The sequence below is a fragment of the Geomicrobium sp. JSM 1781026 genome (genome assembly GCF_041949955.1).
Classification (GTDB): domain Bacteria; phylum Bacillota; class Bacilli; order Bacillales; family Marinococcaceae; genus Geomicrobium_A.
This window is the reverse complement of sequence record NZ_JBHFQF010000001.1, coordinates 417,171-430,127: the sequence shown is the minus strand read 5'-3', so window position 1 is coordinate 430,127 and position 12,957 is coordinate 417,171. Positions and strand designations below refer to the sequence as shown.

The window sequence follows — 12,957 nt, the reverse complement described above, 5'->3', positions numbered from 1 at the left end:
GTATATTCACCCAGAAGGAAATAGTACATCGTTTTTAAAAAAATTATTTTACTGCGTGACGAAGTTTTTCAATCGTTTCGTTTCGATTCGGTTGTTTATAAATAAAGGAACCGGCAACGAGCATGTTTGCCCCCGACTGTACACAAGCTTTCCCCGTCTCCTCATTCACTCCCCCATCAACTTCTATGAGAAGCGATTCATTTTTTTCATCCGCCATCTGCTTTACTTCTTGAATTTTCGGGAGAACAGCGTCAATAAAATGTTGCCCGCCAAATCCAGGGTTTACCGTCATAAGTAGAACGAGATCAACATCTTGAATCACATGGCGCACGACGTCAACAGGTGTATGTGGGTTTATTGCAACGCCCGCCCGGACACCAAAGCTTTTGATCAAATGAATGGTGCGGTGTAAATGTTTTGTCGCTTCGGCGTGAACCGTAATAATGTCTGCTCCTGCATTTACAAAATCCTCTACATATTTGTCTGGATCTTCAATCATCAAGTGCACATCAAGTGGCAACGCTGTCGAACGTTTTGCCGCCTCACAAATCATCGGACCGATTGTGATATTCGGGACGAACTTCCCATCCATTACATCCACGTGAATAAAATCGGCATTGTCAACCGCGCGAATGTCTTCGCCTAGTTTGGCGAAGTCCGCTGATAAAATCGATGGGGCAATATAGGTCATGTCTAGTACCTCCGTTTTTCTTCTTCTTCTTTTTCTGTAAAGAATGTTATATAGTTTTCGTAGCGAGAATGGGCAATCTGTTCAGTTTCCACAGCTGCTTTCACAGCACAGCCGTCTTCTTTTCGATGGGTACAACCTCTATACTTACAAGCTTTGCCTGTTTCATGAATTTCAATAAAACAATCGGCCAATACGTCCAGTTCTATGCCTGTAAAATCAAGCGAGCTAAATCCTGGTGTATCCGCAACTTGCCCACCTTCTACCGATAACAATTCCACATGGCGCGTCGTATGCTTGCCCCTTGCAAGATGTTTTGACACTTCTCCAATCGTGAGGGCTAGCCTTTCGTCAATACGATTCAAAAGCGTTGACTTGCCGACACCTGATTGGCCGGCAACGACCGTCGTTTTTCCTGCCAACGCTACTTTCACTCTCTCTGTCGTGTTGTCGTCAGACATCTGAATGACTTCATACCCGAGCGCTTCATAAAGACGCACAATTGCTGCTGCTTGCTGCAGTTCTTCTTCACTTGCGATGTCAGCTTTTGTAAGTACAATGACGGCTTCGACGTCCATCGCCTCGGTATGAACGAGAAGCCGATCCAATAAATACGAGGACAAGGCAGGTTGGACAATGGATACGACGAGCAGCGCCTGGTCAACGTTTGCAATGGGCGGTCGATGCATTTCATTGTCTCGTGGCAAGACCTTTTGCACGTAGTCATCTTGAAACTCAACATGGTCGCCGACGAGGGGCTTTATATTTTGTTTTCTAAATAATCCACGAGCTCGGCATCGCACGACTTCTGTACTCGTCTTTACTTCATAAAATCCACCGACTGCTTTGACGATTTGACCTTTCCTCAAATGCTCCACCTCAACTTAATCACCTTCGTATTCCAACGTATTTGACTGTCTCTCTTCATCATTTACATACAACGTATATGAACCGGAAACACTCGGACTTACTTCAAGAGGGACGAGATACACTTCGGATTCAGTAATCTCCTCTTCAACAAATACATCGGTTTCTCCGTCTGTACTTAAATCTTCATACTCTATGCGAATCGTGAACACATCACCAGCATCTGGATTCGTCACATTTACTGGGATTTCTGCATAACGCGTCTCGGTTGGCTCTTCTTCGACTGGAGGGGGGCCTTCAGAAACAACGAACGTAATTTCACTGCCTTCTGAGACCGTTACAAACGGTCCTGGATCATGAGAAATAATGTTTCCAGCGGGAACAGAATCAGAATGTTCCCGCGTGAAATTCCCGCTTAAATTATGAGACTCAATATAATTGCTTGCGGCTTGCTCACTCGACCCTGTTAAGTCACTAATCGTGAACTCTGGCGTTTCGCTCACGACCAACTGCACGACTGTTTCGTCGACAACGACCTCTTCTCCGGGATTTGGGGTTTGACTCATGACCGTGTTCGGGTCAACATCGCTAGATTGTTCAAAACTGACATCAAGTTCAAAGCCGTCTAGCACATCTTCAGCTTCTTCCAAACTCATATCCGTCACATCTGCCATTTCCACTTGCTCAGGCCCGTCGCTTACTCTGAGCATTACAGAGCTATCAACTTTCACATTTCTCCCTGATGAAGGGGTCTGATAGTAAACGATATCCTCTTCGTATTCATCATGAAATTCTCGTTCAATGTTAATGAGCAAGTTGTTTTCTTCTAACAGCGTCTCCGCTTCACTCACATCCATTCCTAACACATCCGGGACTTGAACTTCATCAACCGCTAACCAAGACGGGATGACGACAAGTGCTAGAACGAGGGCTGCAGGAAACAGAATAAAAATGATAATGAGTGGGATGAGCCATTTTTTCTTCTTTTTTTTCTTTTTTGGTGCAGGTGCTTCTGCTTGTTCTTCATCTGCTCCAGAAGCAACAATCGTATCTTCTTCCGATTGTAAATCTGATAGAGCAGGCAACACACGGGTTTGGTCATCGTCTACTTCTTCAATGACTAGTGGCTCTTCATTTAACCGCTCTGGCAAAAGGGCAGTCTCAGCATCTGCGCGCATCTCTTGGACACTCGCATAGCGCTTGAGTGGGTCTTTCGCCGTCGCTTTACGAATGATATTGTTAATGCTCTCTGGCACATCTGGTCGAAAATCCTTCGCATTTGGAATGGTTTCTTGTAGATGTTTAAGAGCAATCGAAACAGCAGAGTCTGCATCAAAAGGCAATACACCTGTAATCATTTCATACAGAATAATGCCAAGCGCATACACGTCGGCTTGAGCTGTGACATGTCCTCCCCGTGCTTGTTCTGGCGAAAGATAATGAACGGAGCCGAGCACAGAATTTGTATGAGTGATCGTCGCCGCGGAAACTGCACGTGCAATCCCAAAATCCGTCACTTTTACGGTCCCATCATGATCAATCAAAATGTTCTGAGGCTTTAAATCTCGATGGACAATGCCTTGTTCGTGGGCATAGCTAATCGCTGCTGTAAGTTGATCGAAGATCTCAAGAACTTCAGTGAACGGCAACGATCCTTCTCCGATAATTTTATCTTTTAACGTACTGCCACCAATATAGTTCATCACAATATAAAATGTCTGGTCTTCTTCACCGACATCATAAATATCAACAACATTCGGATGAATCAAGCTGGTCGCTGCTTGCGCTTCTCTTCTGAAACGGCGAATGAACTCCTCATCATGAATGTATTGCGGTTGCAGTACTTTAACCGCCACTTCACGCTCTAAAATGACATCTTGGGCGCGATACACATTGGCCATGCCCCCGCCACCAATCATGTCTAGCAGTTCATAACGACCATCAATTCTCGAACCGATCATTACGCACTCCCCTCCTGCCGAAGCAAGATGAAGGTGATATTATCTTCTCCACCACGAGTGAGAGCAAGTTGCAAAAGCTCATCAGCGCTCTCTTCAAGTTGCGGTGAAGCAAGCGCACCCTCTACGTCGTCAGTCGTCAGCTTGTCACTAAGGCCATCCGAGCAAATAAGAAGTTCGCGAGTCCCTTCTAACGGGTGCGTACCTATATCTACTTGCACATGCTCTTCAGTTCCAAGTGCCCGAGTGACGACATTTTTACGAGGGTGAACCATCGCCTCAGCTTCCGTAATCTGACCTGATTTGACGAGCTCATGAACGAGGGTATGATCATTCGTAATTTGCAGTACGCCATCCTCTGTTCGTTCATAACAACGACTATCTCCAACATGAGCCGTAATAAAACGATCGCCAAACACGAGCGCACAGATGAGTGTCGTTCCCATCCCACTCATTTCTTCATGTTCGACAGATGCCTCGTAAATCCGGCGATTCGCAGCTTCAACGGTTTGGAGGAGCCATTGTTTGATGGCTTCCTCCTCAGCTGCTGGTGGTGCCTCTTGCCAGCGTTCTCGCACTGACTGAACCGCCATTTCACTCGCCACATCTCCAGCATTGTGCCCGCCCATGCCATCAGCCACGACGGCAAACAATAACTCGTCGGTCAGAAAGTAATCTCCGGCATCTTCATTATGCTCACGTAGTTTCCCTACATCAGTACGAAACGCAATCTCCACATTTACTCCCTCGTTTCTTCCGCACGTTCTTTCGCGCGTAGTTGTCCGCATGCAGCATCAATATCATGCCCTTGCTCCCTGCGTATCGTCACGAGTACCCCTTTATCTTTGAGTGTTTTTTCAAACGCGAAAATATCTTCTCTTGATGTTCGGACATAATCTCTTTCAGGCACGTCATTAACAGGAATCAAATTCACGTGACAGCGAATATCTTTAATCAGCTCTGCCAATTCTTCAGCATGTTCAACCTGATCATTTACGCCGCCAAACAGGCCGTATTCAAACGTGACACGACGCTTCGTTTTTTGTTGATAATAAACGATTGAGTCCATCAGTTTAGAGACTGGGAATGCTTTATTAATCGGCATTAACCGGCCACGAATTTCAGAGTTTGGTGCATGTAAAGAGATCGCAAAGTTAATTTGCATTCCTTCATCGGCAAACTTATAAATCTTCGGTACCATACCACTCGTTGATACGGTGATGTGACGAGCGCCTATGTTCAACCCTTCATCGTGATTGACCGTTCTTAAAAAGCCCATCAAGTGATCGTAATTGTCAAACGGCTCGCCAATTCCCATGACAACAATCGAGTCGACCCGTTCTCCCGTCTCGTCTAACGCACGTTGAACATCAAGAACTTGAGCGGTAATTTCTCCTGCTTCTAAATTCCTTTTTAAACCTCCAAGTGTTGAAGCACAAAATGTACATCCTAGGCGACAACCAACTTGAGTGGTAACACAAATGCTGTTTCCGTAATCGTGACGCATGAGTACGGTTTCGATCGAATAGCCATCGTGTAATTCAAACAGAAACTTTTCGGTTCCATCAACAGATGTTTGCCTAAGCACTTCTTTCAGTCTTGTAAACATAAATTCTTCATTTAGTTTCTCACGTAAATCTAACGGTAAATTCGTCATTTCATCGACGCTTTCTACCCGCTTTCGATACAGCCACTCATACATCTGTTTCGCACGAAATTGCGGTTGGCTGTTCTCACTCATCCATTGCTTCCAATCATCAAACGTTAATGAAAAAATCGACCGTTTCGAACCTTCAGCAGTAGCGGTTACGTCTCGTTTATTTTTTGTTACGGTTTTCACGAATCGGCACTTCCTTTCTTTATTAGAGCACAAATATAAAATCCATCACTTCCGTAGTGGTGAGGAAATATCGTACATTGCCCCGTTTTTGCGGCTTCAATCGTCAAACGTTCGCTAAGTGTGCGATCGAATGCAAATTCAGGGTGAGTTTCCATAAACTTACGAATAACATGTTCATTTTCTTCAGGTAAGACGGTGCACGTACTATAGACGAGTACACCAAAATCTTTCAGCAAAGGAGCGACCTGTTGCAAGATTTCTTGCTGTACGACAGGTAAGCCTTTAATTCTCTCTTCATCGGTATTCCATTTGATATCTGGTTTATTTCGTAGAACTCCTAAACCACTGCAAGGAGCATCAACTAAAATCCGGTCAAACGTTTGAGAGGGAAACTGGTCGGGCAACGTTTTTGCGTCACTCGTACGCGTCGATACACACGTTAATCCTAGACGGTTCACTTGTTGATTAATGAGCCGCTGTTTGTGTTCGTGAATATCGTTAGCAACGACCGTCCCTTCATCATTCATGAGCTCAGCGATGTGTGTTGTCTTTCCACCAGGTGCAGCACATGCATCTAAAACCGTCATGCCGGCCTTAGGATCTAGTGCTCTTGCGACGAGCATGGAACTTTCATCTTGAATGGTGAATCGCCCCCGTTCGTATGCCGAACTACTTCGTGCATGTCCTTCCAATACGCGAAGCGCTTCAGGTGCGATGTTCCCTTCATGAGTTTGAACGTGTTCTTCACTTAGTTCAATCTGAAGATCAGACCTTGATCCCTCTCTCGTGTTCGTGCGAAGTGTTGTTGACCCTCGCTTCGTATTTTCCTCACACATACGAAGGGTTTCGACTTCGCCGTAATCGTTCAACCACCGATTGACGAGCCACTCCGGGTGAGAAGTCGTTAAGCTAATCCGTTCCGTTACGCTCAAGTGCTCAAAACTCGGTTGCCCTTTTCTGGACACATTACGTAAAACACCGTTAATGAGCCCTTTTAACCCTTTGCGCCCCCATCGGCTAGCGAGTTCTACCGCTTCATGAATGGCGGCCCGCTCAGGCACTCGGTCCATATAAAACATTTGATATACAGACAATCGTAAGATCGTCTGTATGCGCTTGTCATTTTTTTCGACCGGTTGCTTAAGCTGCGCATTCAAGATGTAATCAATTGTATTTTTCCGTTTTACTGTACCATAAACGACTTCAGTGACAAATCGTTGGTCTGCGTTTTCCAAGCTTTTACTACGTAATTCCTCATCCAACGCTAAATGGCTGTATGAACCCTTAAAGAAGACACGGTGAAGCACCTCTGCTGCAACAAACCGAGCATTTTGCTTGCCATCATTTGTCATCAAAACAATCTCCTACTCGAATGTCTTGCCCTTTGCCTCGTAAATAATCTTCCACCTGCATTCGCTTTTTCCCGGATGGTTGAACGACTCGCAACTTCACGCCTTGACCATCCCCTGCACGTATGATCAATGTGTCTCTGTCCACGTGAACCACTTCTCCTGGGACACCTTCATAAACGGATGATTCGATACTTGCTTCCCAGCATTTGACCATTTCCTCACGCCAGTGCGTATGTGCAACCGGCCACGGATTCATGCCGCGAATTTGGTTATAAACAGCTTGGGCAGAATTCTTCCAGTCAATACGTTCAGCAGCACGAGAAATATTCGGTGCGTACGAAACTTTCGTTTCATCTTGCTCGGTTGCTTTCGCTGTCCCTGTCTCAATCTGCTTGACGGTATGAAGCAACAGCTTTGATCCAAGCTCACTTAACTTGTCATGCATCGTACCAACGGTGTCTGTTGGCTCAATCGCTATTCGCTCTTGAGAAAGCATCGCCCCGGCATCGAGCTTTTTAACCATGTACATAATGGTTACGCCGGTTTCACTTTCGCCATCAATAATTGCCTGGTGGATCGGGGCACCGCCGCGATACTTCGGGAGCAATGATGCGTGGACATTAATCGCTCCATGCACCGGTGCTTCGAGCAAAGACTCCGGTAACAATTGCCCGTATGCCGCCGTTACAATCAAATCAGGATCGCCAGAAACGGCGTGCTTAACAGCAGCTTCCTCCCTGACTTTTTCAGGTTGAAACACTTCAATCCCATGTTTTTCTGCCTCGACCTTCACAGGTGTTTTCACCCGTTCACGCTTTCTACCTTTCGGTCGGTCCGGTTGGGTAACGACGCGAATGATATCATGCCCCTCTTCGACGAGTGATTGAAGGACAGGAACGGCAAAGTCAGGTGTACCCATAAACACAATTTTCATTGATTTACACTTCCTTTATTATGCAACTTTCGTGCAAAAACCCCCAACAGCGTGGGGGCTACATGAATAAGTTAGGGTGGCGATCAATCGCCATAAACCGGCTGTCTTTATGAATTTCTTGTTGGTAATGAGCAAACAACTCACGAAGCTCATGAACGAGATGAGGCTCATCTTTATATTTTATCAAACATTGGCATCGATATCTATCTTGGATCCGACTAATTGGTGACGGTGTTGGTCCTAAAATAACCGCACCCTCACTGAGGCGCTCCTTTAACCGTGAAGCGGCAAAGCTACATGCATTCATCGCCTCTTTTAAATATTCGTGAGAAAACGTGATCAAACACAAATAATAATAAGGCGGATAACCAGCGACCTTTCTTTGCTGCATCTCCCGGTGAAAGAAACGGACATAGTCATGACCTTCAGCGAGAGCGACTGCGTAATGCTCCGGTGTGTACGTTTGGATAATGACTTCTCCTTCCAATTCGTCACGACCGGCTCGACCACCTAGTTGGGTAAGCAATTGAAAGGTTCTCTCTGGTGCTCTGAAGTCTGGAAGGTTTAATAGTGTGTCCGCAGTTAATACGCCCGCGAGTGTAATGTTCGGGAAGTCGAGACCTTTGGCGATCATCTGGGTGCCGAGCAGGATGTCGGCTTCTTGATTGCCAAATGCTTTCAACAGCTTTTCATGTGAGCCTTTCTTTTGCGTCGTGTCGTTATCCATACGAATAATCTTCGCTTCGGGAAGAAGTTTCTGCAATTCTTCTTCCACCCGTTGAGTACCTGTCCCAAAATAACGAATTTGATCACTTTCACATTCAGGACACGTCTCATACATCCCTTCTTCATAGCTGCAATAGTGACATTTTAATCGCTCTCCTCGTTGGTGATACGTAAGGGAGATTTCACAGTGAGGGCACATACCAACAAACCCACAGCTCCTACACATGACAAATGTAGAGAAGCCTCTTCGATTAAGAAACAATACTGTCTGCTCTTTTCGTTCGAGGCGCTCTTTAATCTTGTCTAGCAATTCTTTAGAGAAAACAGAACGATTTCCACTCCGCAGTTCATCACGCAAATCGGCAAAGTGAATGTCTGGCAACGGTTTCTCATTCACACGTTTAGGAAGCTCCAACAGTTGGTAAACTCCTTTTAACGCCCGTGCATAACTTTCCAACGCCGGAGTCGCACTGCCTAAGAGCACCGGACACTGATGATTTTCACTACGACGAATAGCGACCTCTCGTGCATGATACCTCGGGTAATCTTCTTGTTTATAGCTACTTTCGTGTTCTTCATCAATGACAATGAGGCCGATGTTTTCAAAAGGAGCAAATACAGCGGAACGCGCACCGACGACAACTTGCACTTCTTTTCGTTGAATTTTCATCCATTCGTCATACCGCTCTCCCGTTGATAAGGCACTGTGCATGACGGCTACGGCATCTCCAAACCTACGTTTAAACCGGTTGACCATTTGCGGGGTAAGGGAAATTTCTGGAACGAGAACAATGGCCTCTTTGCCAGCATGAATGACTTCCTCAATCGCTTGTAAATACACTTCAGTCTTCCCACTACCGGTCACTCCGTGAAGAAGCATCGTTTTCGCTTGATTTGATTTCACGCCTTGTATTAGTGCGTGAACTGCTGTTGTTTGATCCGTTGTCAGTGTCGCTTTTTGCTCTTTACCGTCCCCTTCTGCAGCAGTATAAGGGTTTCGTTCAATTACAACATGCTCTTCAATTAAAAAACCATTTTTTACTAACGTTTGAATCGTTGAGCGGCTTAGAGACTCATCGTTGATGAGCGATGCTACGGCGACTGGCTGCTCTTTTTTTGTAATCAGGTTAAGCGTCTTCTTTTGTTGGTCCGTGCTTGGCGTTTCGTCCGTCTGTACGACCCGGACCGCTTTTTGTTCTCGATGTTTGGCACTGTCTTTCAGTTTATAACCTACGCGCAATTGACCAGCTACAATCCCTGTTTGAATTTGCGTGAGGATCTTCTTTTGTTGAGGCACGTCTTTCCAATCGATCGTCGTCTTCTGTCCGAATAACGCTTGAATTTCCATTGGCAAGCGCGTAACTTCGTCATCACGCCGATGCAATTGTTTTTGAGCCTTTGCCCGCATTGCCGCAGGAATCATCGCCTGAAACGCCGTAATTTGAAAACAGATCGTTTCTTTTGCGAGCCATTGCCCGAGTTCAAGCAGTTCACCATTGAGAACAGGGGTCACATCGAGGAGCTCATGGATTGATTTGACCTTTTTCACCGTCGAGGAAGAGGTGATTTCAGTAATAAAACCCGTTTGTTTTCTTGCTCCAAACGGCACGAGAACCCGCATACCCGCAGTTGCCACATTCATGTGTTCTTCTTTTAAGCGGTAATCAAACGTGCGATCCACGCCACCGGCCGGCACATCAACGATCACCTTCGCGTACACGATTACCGGCTCCTTTCAGTAACTGACGTGCTTCTTCCACAATTTTCTTAGCGAGTGCGGACTTCTCTGAACGTGCGAATGGTTCGTTGGAGCGGTCCTTTCTGATAATCGTAATTTCATTCTCATCGCTTTCAAATCCAATGGTGTCGTCATTCACATTGTTGGCGACGATCAAATCCAAGTTCTTTCTTTCTAACTTGTCTTCAGCATACCGAATCACGTCTCTTGTCTCAGCAGCAAACCCGATAAGAACTTGGTTCGTCTTCTTTCTTCCGAGTTCTTCTAATATATCTTTCGTTCGCTCAAATTCGAGTGTGAGCGTGCCGTCTTGCTTCTTCACTTTATGCTCATCTCGATCGACAGGTCGATAATCAGACACTGCAGCGGTTTTTATAACCACATCAGCTTCGTCATAATAGGCAAGCGTTTGTTCATACATTTCTTCTGCACTCGTTACAGAGACACGTGTCACACCGACCGGAACGTCTAAAGTGACAGGACCACTGATGAGTATGACTTCTGCCCCTCGTTCTGCTGCTGCTCGGGCAATGCTATACCCCATTTTTCCAGATGAGCGATTGCTAATAAACCTTACCGGATCAATCACTTCTCTCGTAGGACCTGCAGTAACGACAAATGTTTTGCCTTTAAGGTCGGATGTTTCGGCTTCAAGCTCTTGCTGTAAATAGGCCAATAAATCTTCAGGTTCTGCAAGCCTGCCTTTGCCGATCCAGCCACACGCCAAATAGCCAGCGCCTGGCTCAACAAACTTCACGCCACGGGACCGAAGACGGTCCATGTTTTCTACAACAGCTGGATGTTCATACATGTTCACATTCATCGCCGGCGCAAGATAGACAGGGGCTCGTGTGGCAAGTAACGTTGACGTGAGCATATCATCGGCAATCCCATTCGCGTACTTCCCAATAAAGTTTGCTGTAGCTGGAACAACGATAAACGCATCCGCCCAGTCCGCTACGTCAATATGAGCAATAACTTCAACATCTTCTTCTATAAATGTATTTTCATACACACGGTCTCGTGTTAACGATTGGAATGTAAGTGGCGTGACAAATTGCTTTGCGCTTTCTGTCATAATGACTTTCACGCTCGCGCCTGTTTGCTTTAACTTCGAAGCAAATGCCGCGGCTTTAAACGCCGCAACTCCTCCTGTCACACAGAGTACAACCTTTTTGTTTTTCATCATGCCACTCCTTTCTCTTTGTCCTCGTTGCTAGTATAACACCATTATGTACCTTTCATCGCGCCTGATGCTTTCGCTCGTTTGCTTCTATATATAATGTTTAAAAGAAATTCATCTGACGGCAGAGCAGGGTTTATTCGTTACTAGTGAAGCAACTACAAAGAACTACATAGACTTGCCGAGCATGCGGGCTGAACGTTGGAGCGGGGAATGGATCGATAATCTTACCATAGCAGCTAGAAATCACATCCCATCAAGCCCAATGGTACAATATCAGCCGAGCACGTGGTCAAATCTGAGAAAGTCATCCCATACCGGATGACGACCCTATAAAAACTCCTACATCCTTCTTTCGCGGAGATCGATATCGTGAGAATTTTAGATTTTCCTGATTTGCGTTGTTGGTACTTGATTCCCATCACCTTTCCAAGGGGGATCATCGGGCGAAGTCCTCCATAGGATTTTGGGGTAGCTGAATACTTTTTTTGCTTCCAAAGAGATTGGATTGGAAACAGATTCACCGACCATACCCGTTTTGGTCTTGTTTTAGTTCCAATCCATGGACGTCTGCTTCCAAACAGACGTTTATGGAAGCAGATCGCCCGCCTTTACAGGAAATGAACGACAGTCTCCTCCCAATCCCTTTTTTAAGGTTGAGTCAGACGATTTAAGTAGAACCAGTTGGAGTAGTACAAAATCCTAGAACAACACCTAACCTACAATTGAGTGACATTCATTAGTTCAACTTATATAGCGCCCATATGGCAAATCTAACGTTCAACGTATCTAAACTTGAAAAAAATCGAGAAAGGCGGCGAACCACCCTTCTCGATTTAGAAAACCCCTGTTACTTTTTAATGCTCAAGTATCCGTCTTCGATTTCCTCTAGAGCAACACCGACATATTTTCTTGATACCGGTTTTTCAACACCTTGTGATCCTTCTTCTGTTTCTTGAAGTGCTCGCGCTCTCTGCGCTGAGATCGTCACTAGTGAGTACTTGCTATCAATTCGTTTTAACAATGAATCAATGGATGGATATAACATTTATTCATTCACCTCCACTTGGTTTCGATAATGGTCAATCACACGCTCTTGCCTTAAGTGCTCCGCTTGTACAATCGCTTGGATTCGCTCAACAGCACGTTCAACTTGATCATTTTCGACGACGTAATCATATTGCGCCATCATCTCAATCTCGGCTTTTGCAACGTCCATTCGCTGATTGATTAAGTCCATTTCCTCCGTACCTCGGCCTTCAATCCTTTTTCGAAGTTCTGCCAAGTTCGGTGGGGCAAGAAAAATAAAAATACCGTCTGGGTACTTTTGTTTCACTTTCGCTGCACCTTGAACTTCAATTTCTAAAATAATGTCGGACCCTTTTTTCACTGTTTCTTGAACATAGTGGAGCGGCGTGCCGTAGTAATTATCCACGTACTTTGCCCATTCCAGCAGTTCATCATGAGCAATCATGCGCTCGAATTCTTCTTTTGATTTGTAGAAGTAGTTGACGCCTTCTTGCTCGCCTTCACGTGGTTCTCTTGTTGTTGCGGACACGGAGTAGGAGACCCGTTGGTCAACACTTCGAAGAGCATTGCAGACCGTTCCTTTACCGACCCCTGCTGGTCCTGAAAGAACAATCAACAGACCTGGATCTTTTTTCAAGCTGT

At 45.5% G+C, this 12,957-nt stretch carries 11 protein-coding genes; all 11 read right to left on the bottom strand.

The annotated features are described in order from the left end of the window. Positions 1-43: 43 nt before the first annotated feature. The 11 genes from rpe to gmk all read right to left on the bottom strand — a co-directional run bounded on the left by rpe (position 44) and on the right by gmk (position 12,952). Positions 44-691 (bottom strand): ribulose-phosphate 3-epimerase, encoded by a 648-nt coding sequence (gene rpe / locus ACE1TF_RS02125; RefSeq protein ID WP_042401970.1) that lies wholly within the window; start codon positions 689-691, stop codon positions 44-46. A gap of 2 nt (positions 692-693) precedes the next feature. Continuing rightward, positions 694-1,557, bottom strand: coding sequence for a ribosome small subunit-dependent GTPase A (gene rsgA, locus ACE1TF_RS02120; protein ID WP_042402042.1), 864 nt, complete (start codon positions 1,555-1,557; stop codon positions 694-696). Positions 1,558-1,572: 15 nt separating this feature from the next. Next, a complete protein-coding gene (gene pknB / locus ACE1TF_RS02115; RefSeq protein WP_375013858.1) occupies positions 1,573-3,516 on the bottom strand; it encodes a Stk1 family PASTA domain-containing Ser/Thr kinase in 1,944 nt (647 codons plus the stop codon). Beyond that, a complete protein-coding gene (locus tag ACE1TF_RS02110; RefSeq protein ID WP_052363892.1) occupies positions 3,516-4,250 on the bottom strand; it encodes a Stp1/IreP family PP2C-type Ser/Thr phosphatase in 735 nt (244 codons plus the stop codon). The genes pknB and ACE1TF_RS02110 overlap by 1 nt, the downstream gene beginning before the upstream one ends. Positions 4,251-4,252: 2 nt before the next feature. Beyond that, on the bottom strand, positions 4,253-5,353 hold the full coding sequence (gene rlmN / locus ACE1TF_RS02105; RefSeq protein WP_042423568.1) for a dual-specificity RNA methyltransferase RlmN: 1,101 nt from the start codon (positions 5,351-5,353) through the stop codon (positions 4,253-4,255). Continuing rightward, positions 5,350-6,705 (bottom strand): 16S rRNA (cytosine(967)-C(5))-methyltransferase RsmB, encoded by a 1,356-nt coding sequence (gene rsmB, locus ACE1TF_RS02100; RefSeq protein ID WP_375013856.1) that lies wholly within the window; start codon positions 6,703-6,705, stop codon positions 5,350-5,352. Before rsmB ends, rlmN begins: the two co-directional genes overlap by 4 nt. Next, entirely contained in the window at positions 6,695-7,639 is a 945-nt protein-coding gene (gene fmt / locus ACE1TF_RS02095; RefSeq protein WP_375013854.1) for a methionyl-tRNA formyltransferase, read from the bottom strand. The genes rsmB and fmt overlap by 11 nt, the downstream gene beginning before the upstream one ends. Before the next feature lie 58 nt (positions 7,640-7,697). After that, the gene (priA, locus tag ACE1TF_RS02090; RefSeq protein ID WP_375014095.1) at positions 7,698-10,088 is read right to left on the bottom strand and encodes a primosomal protein N'; all 2,391 of its coding nucleotides are present in this window, start codon (positions 10,086-10,088) and stop codon (positions 7,698-7,700) included. Next, positions 10,063-11,289, bottom strand: a complete 1,227-nt coding sequence (gene coaBC, locus ACE1TF_RS02085) for a bifunctional phosphopantothenoylcysteine decarboxylase/phosphopantothenate--cysteine ligase CoaBC (RefSeq protein ID WP_375013852.1) — start codon at positions 11,287-11,289, stop codon at positions 10,063-10,065. The genes priA and coaBC overlap by 26 nt, the downstream gene beginning before the upstream one ends. A gap of 847 nt (positions 11,290-12,136) precedes the next feature. Next, positions 12,137-12,334, bottom strand: a complete 198-nt coding sequence (gene rpoZ / locus ACE1TF_RS02080) for a DNA-directed RNA polymerase subunit omega (protein WP_042401962.1) — start codon at positions 12,332-12,334, stop codon at positions 12,137-12,139. Further along, on the bottom strand, positions 12,335-12,952 hold the full coding sequence (gmk, locus tag ACE1TF_RS02075; RefSeq protein ID WP_042401960.1) for a guanylate kinase: 618 nt from the start codon (positions 12,950-12,952) through the stop codon (positions 12,335-12,337). It abuts the gene before it with no gap. Positions 12,953-12,957 lie beyond the last annotated feature (5 nt).